Here is a 22,590-nt window from a genome sequence, read left to right as displayed (position 1 = left end):
GGGGGGCCGGCGTAGCAGGCGCGTGCACCGGTAGCGGTAGCCTGCCTTGGGAGGACTGAGGTCCCGACCGTGCTTTTGAAGGCCGGAAGCCCAGACGCCACGCACAGACATTACGATGCAATGGCGACCGGGAATTGCGCGCCCTTCCTGGAAGTCGAAGCCGACGTCTGCCTAGTGCTAGAGATTTGCGCAGGAGGTCTCTACCAACTCAGACCACAATGACTTCCTTGCCGAGATTTTGTTCTTGTACGTCCTTTTTGAAGGCATCGAACAGCGATGGATCGCTGACGATTTCGTTAGGGTACAAGTTTCCCTCACCGGAGCCGGAACCACCGATCAATACAACTGTAGCTTGTCGCGTGCAAACGGCCGTAGCAGCATGAATGGGCCCGGCAATGCCGGGGCCTTCCTTCTTTTGCCCTGTCCCGTTTACCGCTGATCCAGGCCATACCACGCATCGCGCAGCGGCCCAACGCGGACGTTCTCGAAATCGCCAGATGCCTGCAACCACTTCTCGACCGCTTCGCGCTGCTCGGCGCTGACCGAACCGCGCGCCGCGTTCAGCAGGATGTAGGCAGACAACTGGCCATCGTCGATGGCACCGGCCATCAGCAGCCCGTTGGCTTCGATCGCCTCTTTCAGGAACCGGTCAAGCAGGGCCTCGGGGTCGCCTTGGCGAGCCGGCTCGGCGACGTCGGCCATCACTTCGAATGCCAGTTCCTGATACTCGCCAATATGGAGCTTCTTGCGTTGGCGGTGGTTGTAGCGGCGGGAAGACTTCATGGGAATCCTTTGATGCTTCATGGGAAAGGCGCAATTGTGCCAGTTCTTGGGAGAGTGTCAGCCGAAGCAGGCAGTATCATGACCGTCTTCACCCCAACCGAACTACCGCGATGCAAATACTGGTTGACGCAGACGCCTGCCCCGCCGTCGTCAAGGAAATGTTGTACCGAGCGGCGCAGCGGGTCGAGGTGTGCGTCACGCTGGTCGCCAATCAGTACATGCGCACGCCGCCTTCGCGCTTCATCAAATCAATCCAGGTGCCGGCCGGCTTTGATGCCGCCGACGATCGTATCGTCGAGCTGGTGACGACGGGGGATCTCGTGATTACGGCGGATATACCTCTTGCCTCAGCTGCCCTAGACAAGGGTGCTCACGTACTGGATCCCAGAGGAAGCTGGTTCACGCGCGAGAATATTCAGGAGCGGTTGACGATGCGTGAGGTGATGGATCAGCTTCGCGCCTCAGGAATCGATACCGGTGGGCCGGCGCCGTATTCCGCCCAGGACAGCAAGGGGTTTGCCGGACAATTGGATCGGTTTCTCGCACGCCACGCACCGCCGAAGGCCGCCTCCGGGCCTACTGAGCCATAGCTTTAAAGCATGTGCCGATAGGCCGTGAACCAACTGAGGAGGGACGGAGCGGGGCCGTACGAATATGCCGCCACTCAGACGCAGAGCAGTCAAATTTTTGAGTGAATCAGCCTGGAGCAGATCAATGCAGATGAGCGACATACCTTTCGGCACGACCGATTGGTCAACCGTTGAGCGTACGGAGCATCCCGGAGAAAGCGGAACGGCATACTGGCACACACGTACATTCGGCCAGATTCGGGTTCGCCTAGTCCAGTACACTCCCGGCTACCTCGCCGATCATTGGTGCTCCAAGGGACATATCCTGTTTTGCCTGGAAGGCGAACTGCATACGGAGCTCGCCGACGGTAGGAAGTACATCCTCACACCGGGCATGAGCTATCAAGTCGCGGATAACGCCGAAGCGCACCGTTCGTATACGGAGACCGGGGCAAAGCTATTTGTAGTCGACTGAGCGATATCGGCGTCTTGCGTCGCCGGTGTTTTAGCGGCGGTAGGGGCGACCGCGTTTCTGTCTTTGACCGACTACCCGCCGTCGGCCTGCTCGCGATGTCAGGCAAGCAATGCCAAGGCATCCGCCAACGTCAGCACCGTCGTACGCGACTCAAACGCTGTCGCAAAGAGATGATCATGCACGACCTGATCCGGGTCGTAGCAGCAATCCTTGACCGTGAACAAACGGAAATCCGCATCGCTGGCGTAGGCGACCGAAGACAGCATCACGCCGGTCGACGCAATGCCGACCATGATCAGCGTATCAATGCCTTGCGCGGATAGCCTGACCTGCAGATCGGTACCGAAGAACACGCTGGCACGGTGGGCAATGATGATCGGCTCATCGGCTTGCCGGCCGAGCTCCGGCGAAATCTGATCTTCGACGAAAAGGCCCAGTTGCTTGACGCCCTGCCCGTTCTTGTTCATCGGGCTGACTTCCGGATAGCCGGGACTGAAGTGGAACTTCGCGAAATAGACGCTGACGCCTTTGTCCCGGGCAGCATCGCACAGCCTGCGCGTGTTGGCGAGCAATGTGGGCGCGACCGAAGGAAACAGCTTGAGGATGTCGGTCTGATAGTGCATGACCAACAGCGCCGTCTTCGCTGGAACGATTGCCGGAATCTGCGTGGTCATATCGGACGGATCGCCGGTGCTTTCCATATCGGTTTGATCCACTGTGGGCTCGATGGAGAACAACGATCGACTCTACCACGGTCATCATCAGCCAAAATTCGGCACTCTTTCACCGGGACGCAATGTCAGAACGCGTACGCCGTTTCCGGTAACAGCCACCGTGTGCTCGAATTGCGCGGACAGTTGCCCATCGCGCGTCACCACCGTCCAGCCGTCTTCTTCGGTCCGAACGGCGTGCCCGCCCTGGTTGATCATCGGCTCGATGGTGAACACCATGCCTTCGCGCAGCACCAACCCCGTTCGCGGCCGTCCCCAGTGAAGGACTTCTGGAGGCTCGTGCATTTCCCGGCCGATGCCATGGCCGCAATATTCCCTTACGACCGAATAGCCATGCCTGCGGGCGTGCCGCTCGATCGCGTGTCCGACATCGCCAAGCCTGGTGCCGGGCCGAACGGTCTGGATTCCCTTCCACATGGCCTCGTAGGTAACCTGCACGAGGCGCTTGGCTAGCGGCGACACTTCGCCAACGAGGTACGTTTTGCTGGAATCCGCGATATAGCCGTTCTTCTCCAACGTGATATCGAAGTTGACGATATCGCCGTTCTGCAAGACTTCGGACGTCGAGGGGATGCCGTGGCAGACGACGTTGTTGCGGGATGAGTTCAGCGCGTAGGCATAGCCGTACTGCCCTTTGCTTGCGGGGCGTGCTTTCAGTTCGTTGACGATATAGCTGTCGACCAGGTCGTTCACCTGCATGGTCGACATGCCGATCAAATTGAGCCGGTCCAGGTGGCTGAACACCTGCGCCAGCAATCTGCCCGACTCCGCCATGATGGCAATTTCTTCAGGCCGCTTCGTCATGTCGACGCGACCTTGATGCCTTGCGGCGCCACGCCGGCCGCCCGCAATTCCGTCGCCACGATCTCATTGAAGCTCTGCGTCGGATTCATTTCGCACAGCATGCCGATCTTGATCCAGAAGGCCGCCTGCGCATTGATCGACCGGCACGACACGGCGCTCGCCTTGCGTATTTGATCGTGCAGATCGTCGTCGATATTTACTATGCCCATTTCGATGCCATATATGAAACGTATATGGATCATATGCATATGCCGTTGACAAAGCAAGTGGATTCGCCTGTCGCCCCATGCGGCCGTGCCACAATCTCCGCCAAACAACACAAAGAATGGAGGTAGACACGATGACTGCCGCGACTCTCGGCATCGACCACATTGGCCTTACCGTCGCAAACCTCGAAGCGTCGACGCGCTTCTTTACGGAATGCCTGGGGTGGCGGATCTTCGGCAGCAACCCTGCCTATCCCGCGGCGTACGTAACGGACGGGACAGCGAAGATCACGCTGTGGCAAGTCGCGGATACGACGGCGTTCGCGGCCTTCGATCGCAAGAACACCGTCGGCCTTCATCACCTTGCATTGAAGGTTCCGGATCGGTCATCACTCGATAGGCTTTTTGAACGGGTCCGGGCTTTTCCCGGTGTCCAGGTCGAGTTTGCGCCGGAGCTGTCCGGCAAGGGTCCCAAGTGGCATGCGATGGTGATGGAACCGGGTGGCACACGGCTTGAACTAAGTTTCGACCCGCGATAGAAGACCATTTCCGCAATACGGGCGCGGCCCATATGCGGCTACGACCGGGCATTCGCGTCGGCGATACGCCAAGTGCGCGAGCTACAGGAACAGATACCAGTACAGTGCGACGTCCTTCCTGACATTCTCGTCTAGCTGGCTGTACAGATAGCGGTCATACCCACCCAGCACAAAGCCGTAGCGTGCATAGAAGCGGCAAGCTGACACGTTGGACGATTGCGTTTCAAGTCGGATCGCCCTGAGGTTCAAAGCCGCCGCCCACGCCACGGCTTCGTCCATAAGACGTTTGCCGAGGCCGCTGCGACGGTAACGGCGTGATATGGCAATGTCGTCAATGCTCGCGCAGCCATTCCACCCTTGGGTGGCCAGCAAATAGCCTGCAAGATGCAATCCATCCTTCGCCGCGAGCAGCAGGCGACTTGAATCGGAGCCCGGTTCGGATAACGATTCATCGAGACCGTAGGCCTTCGTCCGTGGTTCGACTGGCACGACATTCGGCATGCCCGGGCCATCAAATGGGGCGACCGCCTCGTACTCGATGTCGAAGGAAAAGTCTTCCGCCGCCAACGCCTCTGGCGCGATTCTGTCGACGCGCTCTATCCGCATACGTTCTTCTCCGACCTAGTCATGTGGCAAGGGGCGGGCATCGTTCCCGATGTCTCGGCCTTGCGTGCCGACGGTTCCTTCAGCAAGGGAGCGATCGCTTCGATTTCATTGGTCATCACGCCGCCGGAGTACCCAGGCGGCAGGCGGCCGACATCCTGCGACGTATCGATGCCTGCGGAGAAGGCGCCGCCGTGATAAGGGCCGATGACGAATACGTGGCTACCGGCATCGCGCATTCGCATAAGGAATCGTCCCGGCCATCCCCATAGCCACGGCGCCACGTTGATCGGCACGAAAATCACGCTGTTTCTGCAGGCTTTTGGTACGAGCCCCGTCCAGCCATAGCCGATATACGAAATCAGGCAGGTCTTCAGGGATTCCCGGGACATGGCCGGTACGGCGGGCAAGTCGGATTTCAGCGTGGCGATGGGCCTGTCGCCGCCATAGACCATCAGGTGCGCGGCCTGCTCGGCGGGAAGGCTCCGCAAGAAGCTAGCGAGGCGATGGCCCTCGGCTGGGTCATTGCTTTTGATATTGATGAGAAAGCGCCGGCCGGGAAAGGTGGCAAGGACTTCGCTCAATGACGGCATTTGACCGACGCCCTTGCCGCGAAAAGGAAATGTCATTCCACCGTCCGCTGTGTAGCCGTAGCCAATGTCCAGACGCTTTAACTGCGCCATGGAATGTTCGCGCGTTACGCCGTGCCCATCGGTGCGGCAATCCAGCGTCCAGTCATGAAAGATGGCGAAATGGCCGTCGGTGGTGGGATGAATGTCGAGCTCGACCACATCGGCTCCCGCAGCGAAACTGGCCCGCATGGACGAGATAGTGTTCTCAAGAAATTCGTGGGTCGGCTGCAGGATGCGCGTTGCGGTGCAAGTGTCGTTGCGCAGGTCGGTACGGTCGAATTGTTGAGAGATGCCACGGTGGGCAAGGAGCGTTGGACGATCCTCACCTCCCGTTGCCAACAGGGTCGTGTTGTTGATAAAGACGAGCGCGATGAAGACAGGCAAGGCCAGTGCCAGGGTTCGCCACGGTTTTCGCATGATCTCGGCGACGGCGTGTTAGCGGATGAGGCTCAAGAATAAACTCAAATTGCCCCGGCAACCGGCTCGTGCGCACCTCACCGCCGAAACCAAACCACCGACAACCCACAAGCCAAGATCAGCAACACCACCGCCCCCGCCGCCAACAACGCACCAACCTCAACCTCCTTCCGCTCGAGCGCCAACCGACTACTCAACCTCCGATAAACCTGCGTCAAATCAGCAGCCGAGCTCGCCTGAAAGTACTCCCCATCGGTCAACATCGCGACCTGCCGCAACGTAGCCTCATCCAGTTGCACCGGCGAAGAAAGACCCGGCACCGGCGCCCCCTCTTCCAGCGGCGTACCAAAGCCCACGGTATAGACCCGGACGCCCCGCTGCGCGGCCATCCGGGCCGCATCGATCGGGTCGGGGCCAGTGGTGCGGCGGCCGTCGCTGAGCAGGATGATCGCGCCGTGCCGATAGGAACCGGGGCTCGCTGAAGGCTGTTCCTGTTCGCGCTTGCGGACGGCCTCTGCCGCGGCGGCTTCCGACAGCGATCTGCCGCCGGATCCGGGTGCAAGCGACTCGCCGCCGAAGATGATCGCTTCGAGGTCGATGCCATCGTTGGGCAGCAGCACCGCCAGCGCCTGGATCAGTCCGCTGCCGGTGGCCGTGCCGTGTTGCAGTTGAAAGCGGTCGATCGCATCGAGCATGTCCTGCCGGCTGTCGGTGGGGGAAAGCACGACGGTCGCCGTGGCGGCAAAGGACACGATGCCCAGACGCACGCTGGCCGGCAAACCGATGATGAAGTCGCGGGCGGCGTGCTGCGCGGCGGCGATTCGGGTAGGTGCCACGTCGGCCGCCGCCATGCTGCGAGAGGTATCCATCGCGAGTACCACCGTGACGGTGTCGGAAGGCAGCGTCACGGTCGCGGTAGGACGAGCGCAGGCCAGCAGGGCCACGCCCAGCCCCAGCAACACGAGGAATGGCGGGATGTGGCGGCGCAATCGTTGCCTGCGACCGAGCACGGCGCGCGGCAGCGCAACACTGGAATACAGCAGCGCGGCTTTTTTGCGCCGCGCAATCAGGTACAGGTAGGCGGCTACCAGCAGCGGAAGACCCAGCAGCAGCCAGAGCATTTGTGGCCAGAGAAACTGCATGCCCCGCTCCTTGGCACTCCTTGGCACGTGATATGGCGATGGTACTGCGTTTCCCGGTCGGGCATTCCCTTGGCCTTTCCCGCACCCCTGTTTTCTCTTATGATGCCGCCCGTCATGCGGGCGAGCAGAAGGCAGACCACCGCCCGTCCATGACTCGCGGCGCTATGCCGCGAATCGGCGCCGCCCCGGGCGTCATCGGCAGCACCATAAGAAAACACAGCACAACAACAAGGAGTCATCTTGAAGAAGTCCATCCGCACGAGTCTGCTCGCACTGGCCGCCATGGCGGCGGTGCATGCGCACGCCGCTCCCACGCTGGTCGAGTCCGTACAGGGCTACACGCTGCAGAACGACAAGATCGCCAGCTTCAGCGGTCTGGTGTTCGACCAGGGCAAGGTACTGGAGACCGGCGACGCCGCCGCGCTGCGCGCGAAATATCCCGATGCCAAGCGCATCGACGGCCAGGGCAAGACGCTGCTGCCGGGCCTGATCGACGCGCACGGCCACGTGTTCCGGCTGGGCTTCAAGACGACCGAGATTTCGCTGTCGGGAACGAAAAGCCTGCAGGAAGCGCAAGGCCAGATCCGCGACTATGCGCAGAAGAACCCGCAGCGTCAGTGGCTGCTGGGTTATGGCTGGAATCAAGTGAACTGGAAGCTCGGCCGCTTCCCGACTGCAGCCGAGCTCGATGCCGCGGTATCGGACCGTCCGGTGCGCCTGGTGCGGGTCGATGGCCACGCTGCCTGGCTGAACACCAAGGCGCTGCAGGCGGCCGGCATCACCCGCGATACCAAGGACCCGGCCGGCGGCCGTATCGAACGCGATGCGAACGGCAATCCGACCGGCGTGCTGATCGACAAGGCGATGGCGCTGGTCAACAACGTGATTCCGCCCTACTCCGACGACGATCGCCGCGCCGCGCTGGCCGCGGCCGTCGCGCACCTGAACGCGCTGGGTCTGACCTCCGTGGGCGATGCCGGCGTGACCGTCGCCGACGACCGCATCTATCGCGAATTCGCCGACCAGGGCAAGCTGACCACGCGCATCTACGGGATGATTCGCGACACTGGCGATGACTTCAAGACGCTGTCCGCCAAGGGTCCGCTGATCGGTTACGGCAACGACCGCTACGATCTGCGCGCCGTCAAGCTCTACGGCGACGGCGCGCTCGGCAGCCGTGGCGCCGCGCTGATGGAGCCCTACACCGACGATCACGCGCATAGCGGCCTGCTGTTCATGAGCGATGCCGTGATGCAGGCCAACGTGAAGACGGCGCTGAAGGCCGGTTATCAGGTCAATGTGCATGCGATCGGCGACAAGACCAACCACCAAGTGCTCGACGCGATGGAAGTCGCTTACAAGGACGTCGGCGGCCGCGACCTGCGCAACCGGATCGAGCATGCGCAAGTCGTATCGCTGCCCGATATCCCGCGCTTCAAGAAGCTGAACCTGATTGCGTCGATGCAGCCCACGCACGCGACCAGCGACATGAACATGGCGGAAGACCGCATCGGCAAGGAGCGCATCAAGGGCGCCTACGCCTGGCAGACCTTCCTGAAGCAAGGCACCGTGATCGCGGGCGGCTCGGATTTCCCGGTCGAATCGGCCAACCCGTTCTACGGTCTGCACGCCGCGGTCACGCGCACTGACCATGAAGGCCGCCCGATCAACGGCTGGCATCCCGAGGAAGCGATGACGCTGCCGCAGGCATTCCGCGCGTTCACCCTCGATGCCGCCTACGCGCAGCATCAGGAAAAGACGCTGGGCTCGCTAGAGAAAGGCAAGTGGGCCGACTTCATCCTGGTGGACCGCGACCTGTTCAAGGTCGCACCGCCGGACATCTGGAAGATTCAGGTGCTGGAGACCTGGGTGGCCGGTGAACGGGTGTACACGAAGGGCAATCAATCGGCGCAACGCTGATCGACTAGATCGCAATCTCGCCAATAAGAAGCCCTGCTGGACGATGGTTCAGCAGGGCTTTTTTTCGCGTAATCGCCGTGCTCGGCTAACGGCAGACATCCAAAAAATGCGCGCGATTCTGTTTCGGTGGATGCCGTTTTTTTGGGACTATTGACAGCTTGTGGGCTCTCAACTGAACCAGCGCTCCCCCGGTGGCGGGGCGATGTCATCGTCCCCGTCGTCGCCCCGCAGTTTCCCACTGAACCGATATGGGGCTACACCACCGGTGGAAGGCGATCAAGCCGATTGCGCCGGCGCTGCCCTCTGCAATACCGAAAACATGTCGGAAGGATCGGGGCGATGGGTGTAGTCCGGGTTGACCTCCGAGTACAGTACGACGCCGTCGGAACCAATGACATAGCGCGCTGGCATCGGCAGAGTCCAGCTTGGATCACCGTTGAAGGCCGGCAGATCGTTCTTCAGTTTCTTGTACAGATCGACCAGATAGTCGGGCAGCTTGAAACGCAGGCCAAATGCAGCCGCGACTTCGTTATTGGTGTCGCTCAGTACCGGGAATCCGAGCGAATTGGTCCGCACCGACTTTCGGCTATTGACTGCCGTCTGCGGAGAAATTGCCACGACGCTGGCGCCGAGTGCCTCGAGTTGGGGAAGCACCTCGTTGATCGCCTGCAGTTCGATATTGCAGTAGGGGCACCAGACGCCCCGATAGAAGGTGACCACGAGCGGCCCATTTTCCAGTAGCTCGGCCGACGATACCGCGTTGCCGTCCTGATCGCGCAGACGAAATTCCGGCGCGCGGTCGCTGGCCTTGACTGCACGTGCGGCCTGGCCACTGGCGATCAGCTCGGCGGTCGCTCGTTCCATGATGGGATGGATCTCGGGGGGCGCGTTGTACGGCGGCTTACCCGCGCGGAAGTCCGCCTTGAATGCATCGAGTTTTTCCTGCAGTGACATGTCTGTTCTCCAATCGAGAGTGGGTATTGGCCATAGTGGGATAGGACGAGCGGGCGCGGTAGGCGGCCGCCAGGAATAGCAGTCATTCCGTTCAGACCTGGGCGAGGCCGCCATCGACGAACAGGTCGATACCGGCAACAAAGCTGCTGTCATCCGAAGCCAGGAACAGCGCCGCCGCCGCGATCTCGTCCGGTCGACCGATTCGCCCCAACGGCGTCGCGGCCGCAAACGCGGCGCGCAGCGCGTCGCCCTCCTGTTTGGTCCGAGCCTGGCTATCGATGATCGGCGTATCGATGGCACCGGGGCTGATCACGTTGACGCGAAGGCCCCGGCCCTTCCACTCCATCGTCCAGGTACGTGCAAGGGAGCGCACGGCCGCCTTCGCCGCGCTGTAGACGTCATGCGCTGGCAGGCCCTTCACACCGGCGACAGAGCCGGTCAGGATGACGCTGCCACCGGTCCGCATCAGCGGCAGGGCTCGCTGCACCGTGAAGATCAGGCCCTTGACGTTGACGCCGAAGGTCTGATCGAAGTGCTCCGGCGTGATGGCTTCGAGTGCTCGCTGGTGGATTGCGCCGGCGTTAGCGAACAGCACATCGAGCCCGCCTCGCTCGCGTTCGACGATGGCAAACAGGCGGTCGAGATCCGCCGGGCTCGACACATCGGCCCGCACCGCGCGAACACGGCCGTCAGTTTCACGGACCGCCTTGTCGAGTTCCGATTGCCGGCGCCCGACGATATAAACATAGGCTCCTTCCTTGGCGAAACGCCTGGCTGTTGCGAGCCCGATTCCGCTGTTGCCGCCAGTAATGACGGCCGTTCTGTTTTCGAGTTTTCCCATGGCTTCACCTTTAGCCTTTGTCGATCCCCTCATCACGCTGGGATCATGTCGCCAAGAAAGGCGTAGTCGGTATAGCCACGCGCATCGCCCCCATAGAACGTCGCACGGTCATAGGAATTCAGTGGCGCGCCGATGCGCAGGCGTTCTGGCAGGTCGGGATTGGCGATAAAGGTCCGGCCAAAGGCGATCAGGTCGGCCGTCCCGTTGCGGAGCATCAGTTCGGCACTGTCGCCAGTGAATCCACCGGCCGCAATGATGGTGCCGTGGTACAGCGGGCGCAGATGGCGCGCCGATACGTCGGTATCTTGGGCGACGGTGTCCTCGTTGCCCCGCACACGCGGCTCGACCAGATGCAGATACGCCAACGCGTAGCTGTTCAGGCGTGTGGCGACATAGCCGAAGGTGCCATGTGGGTCGCGGTCCGACATCGTGCCGTAGGTGCCGCTGGGCGACAGCCGCACCGCCACGCGCCCATCCCCCCAGACCGAACGGACGGCATCCAGCACCTCGAACAGAAGGCGCGCGCGGTTCTCCACCGGCCCGCCGTAGGCGTCGGTCCGGCGGTTCGAGCCATCGAGCAGAAACTGGTCCAACAGATATCCGTTCGCCGCATGCAGCTCCACCCCATCAAAACCGGCCGCCTTCGCGAGTTCCGCGCCGCGCCGGAATTCCTCCACCACTGCCGGAATCTCGTCGATGGCGAGCGCGCGCGGCATGACCTGCTCGGCCTCGACGATATTTCCCAGCGCATCGCGAATGGCCGCATGTTCGAGGGCCCGAATCGCGGAAGGCGCGATCGGCGTTTCCCCGCCGATGTTGGCGGGATGCGCTTGTCGTCCCGCATGCCATAGCTGCAGGAAGATCCGCGCGCCCTTGGCGTGCACCGCATCGGTGACGCGCCTCCATCCCGCCGCCTGCGCCTCGTTGAAGATGCCGGGCCCGTCGGCATAGGCGATGCCGAGCGGCGACACGGCGGTTGCCTCCGCGATCAGCAAGCCACCTTGGGTCGCACGCTGCGCGTAGTACTCCACCATCAGATCCGTAGGCACGTTATTGAGGTCGGCCCGCATCCGCGTGAGGGGAGCGAGCACGACGCGGTGCTGCAGATCGTAGGGGCCGACCGTGGTCGGGGTGAAGAGAGTCAATTGCGTTGCTTGCATGCCGTCTACCTCGATGTCAGTGAATCGGTGACGGCATGATCCGCCGGTGTCCGCAGAGGCGGAAGGCAGCCTGGAGCAATAGCACTCATTCCTGCCAGTAATGGCAGCGTTCCAGGCGTTCAGTCAGGCGAGCAAATCCATCCCGGTGTCCCGGCACATCGCGCCAGCGCGATGCGACGGTCGCCGACATAAGGGCGAATGGTGCTACAGCGCGACGTGCCGCTTGACGGCCTGGAGCAGCTTCGGCTTCAACGCAGCGAAACGCTGGTCCAATGCGGCAGGATCCGTGCGGTTCTGCGCAATCATCGCGGCCCGAACCTCGCCACCGCGAATGACCTGCATCGCGTCCTGCTCGATCCCCTTGACGATCGCGTCCGCCACAGTGGAGGCCGGCTCGCGTACGAAGCCGAGTTCCGGTCCGGCATCGGACGATGACATCATTGGAGTGTCGGTCGCCCCTGGATATACCGTCAGCACATGCACACCCTCGCCCTTCAATTCGCGCCGCATTGCCTCGCCAAAATGCGCAATGCCGGATTTGACGCCGGCATAGGTCGCGTAGAACGGCACGCCGACCAGCGCGATGCCGGATGAAATATTGACGATCATGCCGCCACTGGAGGAGGCACGCAGCATCGGCAAGGCAAGACGTGACAACAAGATCGGCGCCAGCAGATTGACTTCCACCATCTTGCGGATGTCGTCCTCCGGCGTCTCCTCCAGTCGTCCCGCACGCACGCCGCCAGCGCTGTGGATCAGCACCTGCAAGCCTCCCATGCGACTCTGCGCCTCCGCCAGTGCCCGCATGCGCCCCGCCTCGGTAGTAATGTCCGCTTCGACGCCGTCTGCGTGGCCAATGACCCGCAAGCGGGCGAGCGCCCGTTCCACCACGGCGGCCCGCCGACCAACGATCACCACCGATGCGCCTTTGCTGAGCAACGCTTCGGCAGTGGCAAGGCCGATGCCGCTGGAGCCGCCCGTGATCAGCACCCTCTTTCCTTGTACATGCATGATGTAACTCCTTGTTCTTCAGTGAATGTCGCCGTTTGGCGATAGTGAAGCGGTGTTGCATGTCATGGCAGGCGTTGGAAAGAATAGGTGTTATTCCTCGCCGGCATAGCGGCTCGCCGCGGCATCAGGCGTCATACCGCAGCGTCAGCAGTAGCGGCGGAACACCACGCTCGCATTGACGCCCCCAAAGCCAAAGCCGTTCGAGATCGCGTACTCCATCGCCATCGCACGTGGGGATCCGTGGACGATATCGACGCCGTCCGCCGCGGGATCCGGTTCGACGAGATTCAAGGTAGCCGGCGCAATCTGGTCGCGCAGAGCCAGCACGGTGAAGATGGCTTCGATGCCTCCAGCTGCCCCGAGCAAATGCCCTGTGGCGGATTTCGTTGCCGAAACGGCTGGACCTTTGCCTCTTCCAAATACGGCCTTGACGGCTTCCAGTTCACTGCGATCGCCCAGCAGTGTCGAGGTGGCATGCGCGTTCAGATGCTGGACAGCCTCCGGCGCGATTGCGGCTTGTCGTAGCGCCAGCGCCATGGCACGGCGTGCGCCGTCGCCATCGTCCGGTGTGGACGTCAAGTGATAGGCGTCGGCCGTGGTGCCATAGCCGACCAGCTCCGCGATCGGCGTGGCGCCTCGTCGCAGCGCGTGCTCGAGCTCCTCGATAACCAGCAGGCCGGCGCCCTCGCCCATGACGAAGCCATCGCGGGCCTGGTCGAACGGGCGCGACGACTGAGCCGGTCTGTCCGAGAAGCCCGTTGACAGCGCACGCGCCGCTGCGAAGGCTCCAAGACTGACGCGATCGATCGCCGCCTCGGTGCCGCCGCAAATGGCAACATCCGCCTCGCCGGCCCGGATCATGCGCGCCGCATCTCCAATGGCCTGCACACTGCTGGCACACGCCGTCACGGGCGCGCCTAGCGGGCCCTTGAAGCCATGCGCAATCGACACGTTGCCTGCAGCCATGTTGGCGAGGAAGCTGGGAATCGTGAAGGGCGACAGGCGACGAGGTCCGCGGGCTTCAGTAGTGCGCACCGCCTCTGCGATTGCGCCAAAGCCGCCGATACCCGATGCGATGACTGTCGCGGTGCGCTGCTGCCCTGCCTCGTCCCGCGGCGCCCATCCCGCTTGCGCGAGGGCTTCCTTTGCGGCCGTCAACGCAAACAGAATGAAGCGGTCCATCTTCTTCAGGTCCTTTGGCTCGACAGCGCTTGCCGGATCGAACCCGGCAGGCTCGTTCTCGCTGAACGCTGGCACCACCGCTGCCACCTTGGCCGCGATACCGTCGACCATGTCCTGCGGCAACAAGACCATTCCGGAGTTGCCATCGAGCAGCCTGCCCCATACCGCTTCCACTCCGCATCCGAGCGGCGACACCACACCCATGCCGGTTACCACGATTCTCTTTGTACTCATCATTGTTGCCTATGCAATTGAAAGCCCGCAGGAAGTTTGGGACGAACTTGGCCGGGCGAGGCGCCTGCGCGGCGTCGCCGGTCGTACTGCCGAAGTTGGAATGCGGACCCGTGTTCCGGGTGTCAGGTTGGCGCTTTGCCGCGTCGCGCTCGGCCGTCGCCGTCGTCATCGACGACGGAGGTGGGTGGGGGAACGAACTTCAGACCGGTGTCGCCGCCACGGCGCTTGGTCTTGCCATACGCGAAGCAGTAACGTAGATGATCATCAGCTGCGGGCCCCGGTTCGATGACGTAATCACGGGCGTCGACCGGCTTGCCGGTATCGAGATCGACCATGCCGACTCGCACCGGCCGGCCCGTCGCACGCTCGACCAATTGCACGCTGCGGCCCTCGGGTGCGAAATATCGGCTGCCCCATTCGACAAAGGCCAGCAGAACCGGGCGAAACGCCTTGCCGGCTTCGGTGAGGAAATATTCGTAGCGAGGCGGACGGTCCTGATATTGCACGCGCTCGAGCAGACCGGCCTCCACCAGGCTGGCCAGACGGCGAGTCAACATATTGGGTGCGATGCCCAGGCTCTTCTCGAATTCATCGAATCGGGTCAGACCGATCATCGCGTCGCGAAGGATCAGGATGCTCCACCACTCGCCCACATGGGACAAGCTGCGTGCGACCGGACAACATGAGGTGCCGACGTCGGTCCGTTTCATGACGTGCCTCCGCAGGGCTGGAAAATGCTGGTTGCTTTCATCATGAAAGTCATTGTAAATTCGTGACTTCCATCATGCAAGTCACCTACCCCGTCTCGCATGCGCCGGCGCGCTTGCGGAAAACCAGGAGCGGTAATGAGTCTGATCGACGAAGTAAGCAAAGGCATGGAAGGCCAAACTGGATTGGCACAGTTGCAGGCGCTGCTCGCCTCGGGCAGGAAGCCGGGCATCCTTGTGTCGCTGGACTTCGATTTCGTCGAAGTGTCGGAGGGTCGGGCTGTGTTCGCCGGGATTCCAGGGGAGCATGCCTATAACCCGATCGGCACGGTCCACGGCGGCTATGCAGCGACCTTGCTGGATTCGGCTTGCGGCTGCGCAGTGCACTCGCGGCTCGCGCCGGGTCAGGGCTACACCACGCTGGAATTGAAAGTGTCGTATCACAAGGCCATCACGCGCGACTCAGGCCTGTTGCGGGCGGAAGGACAGGTGCTGTCGTTCGGCCGCCGTGCCGCGTTCTCTCGCGCGGATCTGGTCGGCGCCGATGGACGGTTGTATGCCTCGGCGACTTCGACGTTGCTGGTTTTCGAACGCTGATCGTCCCATCGCGCACGGTACCAGGCCGCGCGTGCCGCGGCTTCAGGACACCTGCCCCGCCAGCGCCTCTTCGACAAAAGCGACGAAGGCGCGCGCCTTTGCAGTGACCATTCTTCCGGATGGAAAGACCGCCCACAAATCGATCGGCGGCAAGGTCCAATCGTTCAGCACCGTCTGTACGACGCCTTGTTCCACTTCCGGAGCAAACATCCATCTTGACGCCACCGCCAGTCCCATATCGGCGAGCACTGCGGTACGGATTCCCTCGGCTGCGCTGACACGCACGCGCCCCGATACGACGACGGCGACTTCCGTGCTGCCCTGCCGGAAGGACCATGATTCTCCACCGCCACGCTGCGAATAGATGATGGCTTGATGCCCGCTCAGGTCTGCGGGGGTACGCGGCACACCGGCCTGCGCGAAGTACCGTGGCGTGCCGACTACCAGCCGCGGGCTTCGGGCAATGCGCCGCGCCGTCATCGAGGAATCGTCCAGCATTCCCATGCGTAGCGCGACATCGGTGCCCTCTTCGAGCAAATCGATATTGCGGTCGTCAAGTGCGATATCGATTTCCAATTGGGGATGGCGGTCCATGAACGTCTTCAACCCGGGCAGGATATGCAATCGGGCAAACGTGACCGCCGCCGAAACCCGCAGGCGGCCCGACAGCCCTTCTGAGGAATCGCGAGCCGCCTGTTCGGCTTCGTCTGCTTCTTCGATGGCCCGCTTGGCATGCTCATAGAAGCGCTGACCTGCATCGGTAGGTGTCAAGCCGCGCGTTGAACGCAACAGCAATCGAGTGCCCAGCCGTTCTTCGAGCTGGGCGATCGACTTGGATACCGCGGGCTGCCCGAGGTTGAGCCGCCGTGCGGCCGCCGAGAACGATCCTGCCTCAATCACCCCGACAAAGGTCTCCATCGCCGCCAGCCGATCCATGTCCCGCTCCCATTCCAAACGTGTCACGTGCCGATGTGCTTGGCGCGTCGGCGTGCGACATCCCAGCCCCGCCCACAGCGGGACTTGTCGCCAACCCTCTATGTTCTTCCAGCCTGCGCAGGCGGCGCACACGATTCCCGCAAAACCACCCGCGTACCGAGCCGAATCTCCCGCCCCGCCGCCGCCTTCGCATCGTCCGCGCCTGAACCGCCCCCAATCCCCCGCAACAACATCTCCGCCGCCGCCGTCCCCACCGCCTCGAGATCCCAATCGATGGCGGTAATCGCCGGCGTATAAAGCTGTGCCAGATCGCTATCCCCTACGCAAATCAGGCTGACATCCTGCGGCATGCGGTGCCCCGTCTGCTTCATCGCTTGCAGGACACCGGACAGGATCCGGGTGCCGAGGCAGATGAAGGCTGTCGGGCGGTCCTTGGCGGACAGCAGCGCCAGTGCATCGCTGAATGACAGATCCATCGCCGAGCGCCTGGAGCGCACGAGGGCGGTATCGACGGTCAGGCCGCGCTCCTCCAGCGCCTTGCGATAGCCGCTGATGCGTTCGCGTCCGGGGCGCAGGGCGCCGTCGGATGTCATCAGGGCGATGCGGGTGTGTCCGAGGTCGAGCAAGTAGCGGGTCGCTTCGTAGGAAGCGCGGGCGTGTTCGACGTGGACGCCGGAACCTTGCGCGCCGAAGTCGCGGTCCATGGCCACGACGGCGAGGTCGCGGGAGATTTGGGCGAGGTAATCGGGGCGCTCGGTTTCGCAGGGGCCGAGGATCAGTCCGTCGACGCGGCGGCGGCGGAACAGGTCGACCATCAGTTCTTCCTGCGCCTTGTCGTTATGCGTGTTGCCAACCACCATCGCATAACCTTCGCGCTGCAGCCTCGCTTCGACCGCGGTGATGATGCGGGCGTAGAGGGGATTGGCCAGATCCGACACCAGCAGGCCGACGACGCCGGAGGTGCCGGTGCGCATGCTTTGCGCAATGGGGTCGGGCGCATAGGCCAGCGCCTTGGCGGCCCGTTCGACGGCCTGGAGGGCTGCCTCGCTGACCGGTCCGCTGCGGTTCAGTGCGCGCGATGCCGTGCCCACCGAGACGCCGGCGGCGCGCGCCACGTCGCGGATCGTGACGCGGGCTGGCGTGTCGGAGCTGGGGGTGCGCGTTCGGCTGGTCATCGATGGTCCGGCTTGAAGGTCTGAGCTGGCGGTAATCGTAGCGGGCCCTGGGGCCGCTATTATCGTCGATCCGATGGCCCTGCCCTACCCGCCGATCAGTACATCGCGCGGCCGCCGCTGATATCGAATACCGCCCCGGTACTGAAGCTGCATCGCGCCGAACACAGCCATGCGGCCATTTCCGCCACCTCTTCGACGCGCACGAACCGCTTCATGGGCACGCGTTCGAGAAGGCGGGCCTGCAATTGCGCCCGCTGGCTCTCGTCGTGCTGGCCGAAGATATCGGTATCGGCGGCGCTGGGCGTGATGCAGTTGACCAGTACGCCGGTCTCCGCGAGTTCCTTGCCCAGGCTTTTCGTCATCGAGATCAATGCGGCCTTCGATGCCGCATAGGCACCGGCAAACGGATTGCCCTCCTTGCCAGCGACCGACGCCACGTTGACGACGCGCCCCCAGCCGTCCTTCACCATCGAAGGCACCACCGCCTGCACGCATTGCAATGCGCCGAACACATTGACGTCGAAGACCAGCTTCCATTCGTCGACGGACGCCTCCACCGTCGGCCCTCTGCGTCCGAGGATGGCGGCATTGTTCGCCAATGCTGTTGGCATGCCCAGAGTTTCGACCGTCTGTGCAAATGCCCGGTCTACCTGTTGGCGATCGGTGATGTCGACTGACACCGCCAATACCCGTGCGCCATTGCCGCGCAATGTGCGAGCGGCCTCCTCTAACAAGGCTCGGTCGCGATCCCACAGGGCGACCGCGTATCCGTCGGCCGCAAGCCGATTGCCGATCGCGAGCCCGATGCCGCGCGCGGCGCCGGTCACCACCGCAACGTGCCGGCCCGCCCTCGTGCCTTCGGCCGCGCTCATTGCGGAGTTCCAATGCGCCGGATTGGATCGGCGCCATCCCAGCCTTTCGCGGCCTCGGCAATCGCCGCAAAGTATTCGCCCTTCCCGCCGGACATTTCCGAAATCTCGACGATGTTGCCCGGCAAGTCCGCATGGACGTAATAGGCAAATCGGCCGCGCATGCCCATGCGCCCGCCGTGCCCCTCGACATAGCCGCTTGCACGCAACCGCTCGGCGAATTCGTCGAAGCGGTCGTCGGTCCAGTACGCGATATGCTGCATGCCTTCGCCGAAGTGCCTCAGCGAATCGAGATAGAGCGACGGCGCATCATTGCGCTGCTGAATCAGCTCGATCTGCACGCCGCCGGAATTCGCGAGTGCGATGGAAAGGTCCGGCAAGGCCGACGCTTCACCGTAGTAGCGAAATTCGGTCGTGCCGACTTCCTTCTTGTAAAACCACGGCCCGACGCCGAGCACCCCGCTCCAGTGCCGCATCGCCTTCTCGATATCCCGCACGACGTAGCCGATCTGGCATACGCCTCCGAACAGCAAGCTCATCTTGCCTCCATGTCATCGAATGTTGGAAACGTTTCCATAAAGATACAGTAGTCGATGTGCTGGCTCGGCGCAGCATAGCGTTAACCATGATTGCTGCCCGCACCACGCTCAACGACACTGCAATGGAAACGTTTCCACATGGACGGAAACGCCCCCCCCGAACCCCGCATCGCAGAACGGGCGAACACTTGGAGACAAGACATGAAGAAGCTCTTCACCACCGCGTTGCTCGCCGTGGCGGCCGCTACCGCGCAGGCGGCCGACCCCGCGGCCTATCCCGAGCGCCCGATCCGCATGCTGCTGCCCTTCTCCGCCGGCGGTGGCGGCGATACGCTGGGCCGCTTCCTGGCCGAGCGCTTTGCCGCGCAGCTGAAGCAACCGGTGGTGGTCGAGAACAAGCCTGGCGCGGCCGGCACGATCGGTACTCAGACGGTGGCGACGGCGACGCCGGACGGCTACACGATCATGATCGGCGGCATGTCGACGCATCCGCTGGCGGCCGCGACCTACGCGAAGCTGCCCTACGATCCGGTGCGCGATTTCCAGAGCCTGGGGACCATCGGCAATTCGTCGATTGTCATGGTCGCGTCGAATTCGTACCCGGCAAGCAATCTGAAAGAGCTGATGGCGCTGGCCCGCAAACAGCAGGCGCCCATTCAATACGCCAGCTGGGGATCGGGCTCGACCGGACATTTCTGCGGCGAGATCCTGAGCCAGAAGGCCGGCATCCCGCTGCAGCACGTGCCCTACAAAGGCACCTCGCAAATCATCACCGATCTGCTCGGCAACCATATCTCCGTGGCGTTCGTCGACATGGTGACCGCGACACCGTTCGTCAAGGAAGGCAAGGTCAAGGCGCTGGCCGTCTGCACCAAGCGATCGCCGAGTCTGCCGAACGTGGCCAGCTACCAGGAGCAAGGCGTCGACTTCGACCGCGAATTGACATGGGCGATGTATGTCCCGGCCAAGACCCCGAAGCCAATCGTCGACAAGCTGTCGACCGTGCTCGAGAAGACGCTGAAGGAACCCGAGGTCGTCAGCAAGCTGCTGTCGCTGGGCATTACGGCCAAATACGTTTCCGGCACCGAGCAGCAAGCGATCAATGCGCGCGATATCCCGATGTGGAAATCGATCGCCAAACAGGCGCACATGTCGCTCGACTGATGCATTGCCGCCCAAACGCGGGCGGTTCCCCTTCCATGACATCACCACAAGAATCGTCTATGTCTTCCACCTTGAATGAAGCCCGCATCCAGACCGTACGCGACCATATGGCGCTGGAGTGCGTCCACGATTGGGACGCCGTGATCGATACCTTCGCGCATCCGCGCTACGAGATGCACGGCAGTGGGGTGGTATTCGATGGCGAGGCCGAGGTGCGCGGGTATTTCGATTCGTCGCGGGTGCCCTTTCCGGACCTGAAGAACGAGATCATTGCCATTGCGGCCGATGGCGATACCGTGCTGGTCGAATTCTGGCTGCAGGGCACGCATCTTGGCCCGTTGAAGGCCAATGGCAAGACCTATGAGCCGACCGGCCGCACCTTCCGCATCCGGATTGCCGCCACGTTCGAATTCGCGCCGGGCTCGGACAAGATCATCTGCGAGCGCCCGTACTCCGCGCCGGATGCCAAGTTGCGCGCGCTTGGTCTTCTGTGAACGGTATCAGCAGAACCATCCCCCATCAGAGGAGATTCAAATCATGGCCTTGCCCAAGGTCGTCACACATCAAGACCGCCTGCTGACGGTGAATATCCATGACGCGGTGGAATTCGCCGGTTCCGAGCCGGGCTCGACGATCATTCCGCTCTTCCTCGACCGCGAGAACGGCGTCTGGGTGCTGTACGGCAAGTTCGAACCGGGCACGACGCTGCCCCCGCACTTCCACACCGGCACCGTCCACTTCTTTACGACGAAAGGCGAATGGAACTACGTCGAATACCCGGACGATCGCCAGACCGCCGGCAGCTATCTGTATGAGCCCGGCGGCTCGGTCCATACCTTTTCCGTTCCGGCGGACGCCAAGGAGGCAGCGGAAGGATTCATGGTGGTCTACGGCGCCAACGTGATTTTCAAGGACGGCGAATATCAAGGCGTGCGCGACGCCGGGGCGATCGAGGACGGCATCCTCAATGCCGCGAAGGCGATGGGCCTTCCGACGCCGCGCTATATCCGGCCTGGCAAGGGCGCGGTGTTCTCGCGCGATTGATGGAAACGGACGCGCGAAGCAAGTCTATCCCTTCGCGCACTCCGCCTGAAAGCCCGCACCAGACACCTGCGATCGCCGCAGCGCATAGGGCAGCACCGCCACTACGCCGGCCACGGCCAATACCGTGCCGACCCACAGCGGCGACCGCAGCCCCCAGCCCTGGCTGATGCCCACGCCGCCGAGCCACGAGCCCGACATCAGGCCGATATTGATTACCGCGGTATGCATCGTATTGACCAGCGGTCCGGGCGGGGCGGCGCGCATCACGCGCACGACCATCGCCGGATTCAGCGATACGCCCGTCAGGCCAACCAGCAGCATCGCGATGACGGCAACCAGCGGCTGATCGGCGTAGACGGCAAACAATGCCAATGCTGCCGCCAGCACCACCAATCCCCACAAGAGGATGCGCATCGTATGCCGATCGGCGAAGCGGCCGATCATTGCGTTGCCGATGACCGTCGCCAGGCCATACAGGCCCAGCAGCGCGGGAATCGAAGACGGCGAGTATCCCGACACCTTGGTCAGCACCAGCGCGAAATAGCTGAAGCCGGCAAAGGTCGCGCCGATGATCAGCGCGCTGGTCGTATAGGCGGCCCACAGCTCGCGATTGGCCAGCGAGGCCAGTTCGCTGCGCATGCCCTTGGTACTGGTCGTCAATGTCGCGGGAATCCTCCAACGCACCGCCAGCACACAAAGGCCGGTCAGCACCACCAGCACCCAGAAGCTCGCTCGCCAGCCAAGGTGCAGGTCGACCAGCGTAGCCAGCGGCAAGCCTGCGACCGTGGCGATCATCAGGCCGCCGATCACGATCGCCGCAGCGCGCCCGCGCACCTCCGGCGCCACCATCTCCGCGCACATCGACAGCACGATGCCGAAGCACGCGGATGCGGCGATGCCGGTCACCGCACGGCCGATCGCCATCACCAGATAATCATCCGCCATCGCGCAGCCGATCTGCCCGACCATATACGTGGCCAGCAATCCGAGCAACGCCGGACGCAGCGGAACGCGCGCCAGTGCCACGGTCAGCACCGGCCCACCGAGCACCATGCCGGCGGCGTAGATCGACACCAGATAGCCGATGCGTTCGACCGGCACACCGAAGGCCGCGGCCAGCGACGGCATCATGCCGGCCACCATGAATTCCGAGGTGGTCAGGCAAAAGACGGTCAGTCCGAGGATATAGACGGCGAACGGCATGGCCGCCGCCGTGCGAGTCGAGGAGGGTGTGGTAGACACGCTGGTCATTGGTGTTATACCGGTTATTTTTATATCGATCAGTACGAAATTACGATGTAAAAAACCTGCGCGATGCAATTCAGCAATTCGGCAGGTTCATGGCTTGCCCCAACG

Annotated in this window: 25 protein-coding genes and 2 pseudogenes; 8 read left to right on the top strand and 19 right to left on the bottom strand. The window is 62.7% G+C overall.

Annotation, left to right across the window (positions count from 1 at the left end; genetic code table 11):
• Positions 1-429: 429 nt before the first annotated feature.
• The gene (locus F7Q96_RS24535; protein ID WP_170265967.1) at positions 430-783 is read right to left on the bottom strand and encodes a YggL 50S ribosome-binding family protein; all 354 of its coding nucleotides are present in this window, start codon (positions 781-783) and stop codon (positions 430-432) included.
• A 110-nt stretch (positions 784-893) separates the two neighbouring features.
• Between F7Q96_RS24535 and F7Q96_RS24530 the strand changes: the two genes are divergently transcribed.
• A complete protein-coding gene (locus F7Q96_RS24530; protein WP_151023445.1) occupies positions 894-1,373 on the top strand; it encodes a YaiI/YqxD family protein in 480 nt (159 codons plus the stop codon).
• Positions 1,374-1,497: 124 nt separating this feature from the next.
• Positions 1,498-1,827: a DHCW motif cupin fold protein gene (locus F7Q96_RS24525; RefSeq protein WP_151023444.1), complete on the top strand. Its 330-nt coding sequence runs from the start codon at positions 1,498-1,500 to the stop codon at positions 1,825-1,827.
• A gap of 98 nt (positions 1,828-1,925) precedes the next feature.
• Here the strand turns inward: F7Q96_RS24525 and F7Q96_RS24520 are convergent, their stop codons facing one another.
• Genes F7Q96_RS24520 through F7Q96_RS24510 form a run of 3 tightly spaced genes read right to left on the bottom strand, consistent with a single transcriptional unit; the run spans position 1,926 to position 3,571 of the window.
• Entirely contained in the window at positions 1,926-2,528 is a 603-nt protein-coding gene (locus F7Q96_RS24520; RefSeq protein ID WP_249041717.1) for a cysteine hydrolase family protein, read from the bottom strand.
• Positions 2,529-2,588: 60 nt separating this feature from the next.
• Complete coding sequence (map, locus tag F7Q96_RS24515; RefSeq protein WP_151023442.1) at positions 2,589-3,362, bottom strand: type I methionyl aminopeptidase; 774 nt, start codon at positions 3,360-3,362, stop codon at positions 2,589-2,591.
• A complete protein-coding gene (locus F7Q96_RS24510; protein WP_053824562.1) occupies positions 3,359-3,571 on the bottom strand; it encodes a ParD-like family protein in 213 nt (70 codons plus the stop codon). The genes map and F7Q96_RS24510 overlap by 4 nt, the downstream gene beginning before the upstream one ends.
• Before the next feature lie 131 nt (positions 3,572-3,702).
• Here F7Q96_RS24510 and F7Q96_RS24505 point away from each other — a divergent pair, with 131 nt between their 5' ends.
• Entirely contained in the window at positions 3,703-4,107 is a 405-nt protein-coding gene (locus F7Q96_RS24505; protein ID WP_053824561.1) for a VOC family protein, read from the top strand.
• Positions 4,108-4,188: 81 nt separating this feature from the next.
• Here the strand turns inward: F7Q96_RS24505 and F7Q96_RS24500 are convergent, their stop codons facing one another.
• The 4 genes and pseudogenes from F7Q96_RS24500 to F7Q96_RS27515 all read right to left on the bottom strand — a co-directional run.
• Positions 4,189-4,713 (bottom strand): GNAT family N-acetyltransferase, encoded by a 525-nt coding sequence (locus tag F7Q96_RS24500; RefSeq protein WP_053823581.1) that lies wholly within the window; start codon positions 4,711-4,713, stop codon positions 4,189-4,191.
• Complete coding sequence (locus F7Q96_RS24495; protein WP_082371694.1) at positions 4,704-5,759, bottom strand: glycerophosphodiester phosphodiesterase family protein; 1,056 nt, start codon at positions 5,757-5,759, stop codon at positions 4,704-4,706. The genes F7Q96_RS24500 and F7Q96_RS24495 overlap by 10 nt, the downstream gene beginning before the upstream one ends.
• 77 nt (positions 5,760-5,836) lie before the next feature.
• Positions 5,837-6,628 (bottom strand): annotated as a pseudogene (locus tag F7Q96_RS24490) (VWA domain-containing protein); the annotation flags it as partial.
• Positions 6,629-6,688: 60 nt separating this feature from the next.
• Positions 6,689-6,889, bottom strand: a pseudogene (locus F7Q96_RS27515) (VWA domain-containing protein); the annotation flags it as partial.
• A gap of 252 nt (positions 6,890-7,141) precedes the next feature.
• On the opposite strand from F7Q96_RS27515, the gene F7Q96_RS24485 reads away from it, so the two are divergent.
• On the top strand, positions 7,142-8,821 hold the full coding sequence (locus F7Q96_RS24485) for an amidohydrolase (RefSeq protein ID WP_151023440.1): 1,680 nt from the start codon (positions 7,142-7,144) through the stop codon (positions 8,819-8,821).
• Between the two features lie 276 nt (positions 8,822-9,097).
• Here the strand turns inward: F7Q96_RS24485 and F7Q96_RS24480 are convergent, their stop codons facing one another.
• The 6 genes from F7Q96_RS24480 to F7Q96_RS24455 all read right to left on the bottom strand — a co-directional run bounded on the left by F7Q96_RS24480 (position 9,098) and on the right by F7Q96_RS24455 (position 14,913).
• Positions 9,098-9,775 carry a peroxiredoxin-like family protein gene (locus F7Q96_RS24480; RefSeq protein WP_151023439.1) on the bottom strand — a complete coding sequence of 226 codons (678 nt, stop codon included), beginning with the start codon at positions 9,773-9,775 and terminating at the stop codon, positions 9,098-9,100.
• Positions 9,776-9,866: 91 nt separating this feature from the next.
• Entirely contained in the window at positions 9,867-10,616 is a 750-nt protein-coding gene (locus tag F7Q96_RS24475) for an SDR family NAD(P)-dependent oxidoreductase (RefSeq protein WP_151023437.1), read from the bottom strand.
• A 32-nt stretch (positions 10,617-10,648) separates the two neighbouring features.
• Complete coding sequence (locus tag F7Q96_RS24470) at positions 10,649-11,776, bottom strand: alkene reductase (RefSeq protein ID WP_151023435.1); 1,128 nt, start codon at positions 11,774-11,776, stop codon at positions 10,649-10,651.
• Between the two features lie 204 nt (positions 11,777-11,980).
• Complete coding sequence (locus F7Q96_RS24465) at positions 11,981-12,787, bottom strand: SDR family NAD(P)-dependent oxidoreductase (protein WP_151023433.1); 807 nt, start codon at positions 12,785-12,787, stop codon at positions 11,981-11,983.
• Between the two features lie 144 nt (positions 12,788-12,931).
• Positions 12,932-14,203 carry a beta-ketoacyl-ACP synthase II gene (fabF, locus tag F7Q96_RS24460; protein WP_151023450.1) on the bottom strand — a complete coding sequence of 424 codons (1,272 nt, stop codon included), beginning with the start codon at positions 14,201-14,203 and terminating at the stop codon, positions 12,932-12,934.
• A 122-nt stretch (positions 14,204-14,325) separates the two neighbouring features.
• On the bottom strand, positions 14,326-14,913 hold the full coding sequence (locus F7Q96_RS24455) for a winged helix-turn-helix transcriptional regulator (RefSeq protein WP_053823578.1): 588 nt from the start codon (positions 14,911-14,913) through the stop codon (positions 14,326-14,328).
• Between the two features lie 135 nt (positions 14,914-15,048).
• Here F7Q96_RS24455 and F7Q96_RS24450 point away from each other — a divergent pair, with 135 nt between their 5' ends.
• Positions 15,049-15,507: a PaaI family thioesterase gene (locus tag F7Q96_RS24450; RefSeq protein WP_053823577.1), complete on the top strand. Its 459-nt coding sequence runs from the start codon at positions 15,049-15,051 to the stop codon at positions 15,505-15,507.
• A gap of 42 nt (positions 15,508-15,549) precedes the next feature.
• Here F7Q96_RS24450 and F7Q96_RS24445 read toward each other — a convergent pair whose 3' ends face one another.
• The 4 genes from F7Q96_RS24445 to F7Q96_RS24430 all read right to left on the bottom strand — a co-directional run bounded on the left by F7Q96_RS24445 (position 15,550) and on the right by F7Q96_RS24430 (position 19,026).
• Complete coding sequence (locus F7Q96_RS24445; RefSeq protein WP_053824560.1) at positions 15,550-16,443, bottom strand: LysR family transcriptional regulator; 894 nt, start codon at positions 16,441-16,443, stop codon at positions 15,550-15,552.
• Between the two features lie 98 nt (positions 16,444-16,541).
• The gene (locus F7Q96_RS24440) at positions 16,542-17,618 is read right to left on the bottom strand and encodes a LacI family DNA-binding transcriptional regulator (protein WP_053823576.1); all 1,077 of its coding nucleotides are present in this window, start codon (positions 17,616-17,618) and stop codon (positions 16,542-16,544) included.
• Positions 17,619-17,713: 95 nt separating this feature from the next.
• A complete protein-coding gene (locus F7Q96_RS24435) occupies positions 17,714-18,490 on the bottom strand; it encodes an SDR family NAD(P)-dependent oxidoreductase (protein WP_151023432.1) in 777 nt (258 codons plus the stop codon).
• A complete protein-coding gene (locus tag F7Q96_RS24430; protein ID WP_053823575.1) occupies positions 18,487-19,026 on the bottom strand; it encodes a VOC family protein in 540 nt (179 codons plus the stop codon). The genes F7Q96_RS24435 and F7Q96_RS24430 overlap by 4 nt, the downstream gene beginning before the upstream one ends.
• 201 nt (positions 19,027-19,227) lie before the next feature.
• Here F7Q96_RS24430 and F7Q96_RS24425 point away from each other — a divergent pair, with 201 nt between their 5' ends.
• Genes F7Q96_RS24425 through F7Q96_RS24415 form a run of 3 tightly spaced genes read left to right on the top strand, consistent with a single transcriptional unit; the run spans position 19,228 to position 21,234 of the window.
• Positions 19,228-20,190 carry a Bug family tripartite tricarboxylate transporter substrate binding protein gene (locus tag F7Q96_RS24425; RefSeq protein WP_053823574.1) on the top strand — a complete coding sequence of 321 codons (963 nt, stop codon included), beginning with the start codon at positions 19,228-19,230 and terminating at the stop codon, positions 20,188-20,190.
• Between the two features lie 59 nt (positions 20,191-20,249).
• Complete coding sequence (locus F7Q96_RS24420) at positions 20,250-20,684, top strand: ester cyclase (RefSeq protein WP_053823573.1); 435 nt, start codon at positions 20,250-20,252, stop codon at positions 20,682-20,684.
• Between the two features lie 43 nt (positions 20,685-20,727).
• Positions 20,728-21,234: a 2,4'-dihydroxyacetophenone dioxygenase family protein gene (locus F7Q96_RS24415; protein WP_006575367.1), complete on the top strand. Its 507-nt coding sequence runs from the start codon at positions 20,728-20,730 to the stop codon at positions 21,232-21,234.
• A gap of 24 nt (positions 21,235-21,258) precedes the next feature.
• On the opposite strand, the gene F7Q96_RS24410 is transcribed toward F7Q96_RS24415, so the two are convergent.
• Positions 21,259-22,437, bottom strand: a complete 1,179-nt coding sequence (locus tag F7Q96_RS24410; RefSeq protein ID WP_053823572.1) for an MFS transporter — start codon at positions 22,435-22,437, stop codon at positions 21,259-21,261.
• Between the last annotated feature and the right edge of the window lie 153 nt (positions 22,438-22,590).

This window comes from Cupriavidus gilardii, from assembly GCF_008801915.1.
Taxonomy (GTDB): domain Bacteria; phylum Pseudomonadota; class Gammaproteobacteria; order Burkholderiales; family Burkholderiaceae; genus Cupriavidus; species Cupriavidus gilardii.
This window is presented reverse-complemented; position numbering and strand designations above follow the sequence as displayed.

Bases quoted from the DNA above. Each gene is read 5' to 3' on its own strand.
- F7Q96_RS24535 (WP_170265967.1), bottom strand. From the start codon at position 783: ATGAAGTCTTCCCGCCGCTACAACCACCGCCAACGCAAGAAGCTCCAT.
- F7Q96_RS24530 (WP_151023445.1), top strand. From the start codon at position 894: ATGCAAATACTGGTTGACGCAGACGCCTGCCCCGCCGTCGTCAAGGAA.
- F7Q96_RS24525 (WP_151023444.1), top strand. From the start codon at position 1,498: ATGCAGATGAGCGACATACCTTTCGGCACGACCGATTGGTCAACCGTT.
- F7Q96_RS24520 (WP_249041717.1), bottom strand. From the start codon at position 2,528: ATGGAAAGCACCGGCGATCCGTCCGATATGACCACGCAGATTCCGGCA.
- map (WP_151023442.1), bottom strand. From the start codon at position 3,362: ATGACGAAGCGGCCTGAAGAAATTGCCATCATGGCGGAGTCGGGCAGA.
- F7Q96_RS24510 (WP_053824562.1), bottom strand. From the start codon at position 3,571: ATGGGCATAGTAAATATCGACGACGATCTGCACGATCAAATACGCAAG.
- F7Q96_RS24505 (WP_053824561.1), top strand. From the start codon at position 3,703: ATGACTGCCGCGACTCTCGGCATCGACCACATTGGCCTTACCGTCGCA.
- F7Q96_RS24500 (WP_053823581.1), bottom strand. From the start codon at position 4,713: ATGCGGATAGAGCGCGTCGACAGAATCGCGCCAGAGGCGTTGGCGGCG.
- F7Q96_RS24495 (WP_082371694.1), bottom strand. From the start codon at position 5,759: ATGCGAAAACCGTGGCGAACCCTGGCACTGGCCTTGCCTGTCTTCATC.
- F7Q96_RS24480 (WP_151023439.1), bottom strand. From the start codon at position 9,775: ATGTCACTGCAGGAAAAACTCGATGCATTCAAGGCGGACTTCCGCGCG.
- F7Q96_RS24475 (WP_151023437.1), bottom strand. From the start codon at position 10,616: ATGGGAAAACTCGAAAACAGAACGGCCGTCATTACTGGCGGCAACAGC.
- F7Q96_RS24470 (WP_151023435.1), bottom strand. From the start codon at position 11,776: ATGCAAGCAACGCAATTGACTCTCTTCACCCCGACCACGGTCGGCCCC.
- F7Q96_RS24465 (WP_151023433.1), bottom strand. From the start codon at position 12,787: ATGCATGTACAAGGAAAGAGGGTGCTGATCACGGGCGGCTCCAGCGGC.
- fabF (WP_151023450.1), bottom strand. From the start codon at position 14,203: ATGAGTACAAAGAGAATCGTGGTAACCGGCATGGGTGTGGTGTCGCCG.
- F7Q96_RS24455 (WP_053823578.1), bottom strand. From the start codon at position 14,913: ATGAAACGGACCGACGTCGGCACCTCATGTTGTCCGGTCGCACGCAGC.
- F7Q96_RS24450 (WP_053823577.1), top strand. From the start codon at position 15,049: ATGAGTCTGATCGACGAAGTAAGCAAAGGCATGGAAGGCCAAACTGGA.
- F7Q96_RS24445 (WP_053824560.1), bottom strand. From the start codon at position 16,443: ATGGATCGGCTGGCGGCGATGGAGACCTTTGTCGGGGTGATTGAGGCA.
- F7Q96_RS24440 (WP_053823576.1), bottom strand. From the start codon at position 17,618: ATGACCAGCCGAACGCGCACCCCCAGCTCCGACACGCCAGCCCGCGTC.
- F7Q96_RS24435 (WP_151023432.1), bottom strand. From the start codon at position 18,490: ATGAGCGCGGCCGAAGGCACGAGGGCGGGCCGGCACGTTGCGGTGGTG.
- F7Q96_RS24430 (WP_053823575.1), bottom strand. From the start codon at position 19,026: ATGAGCTTGCTGTTCGGAGGCGTATGCCAGATCGGCTACGTCGTGCGG.
- F7Q96_RS24425 (WP_053823574.1), top strand. From the start codon at position 19,228: ATGAAGAAGCTCTTCACCACCGCGTTGCTCGCCGTGGCGGCCGCTACC.
- F7Q96_RS24420 (WP_053823573.1), top strand. From the start codon at position 20,250: ATGTCTTCCACCTTGAATGAAGCCCGCATCCAGACCGTACGCGACCAT.
- F7Q96_RS24415 (WP_006575367.1), top strand. From the start codon at position 20,728: ATGGCCTTGCCCAAGGTCGTCACACATCAAGACCGCCTGCTGACGGTG.
- F7Q96_RS24410 (WP_053823572.1), bottom strand. From the start codon at position 22,437: ATGCCGTTCGCCGTCTATATCCTCGGACTGACCGTCTTTTGCCTGACC.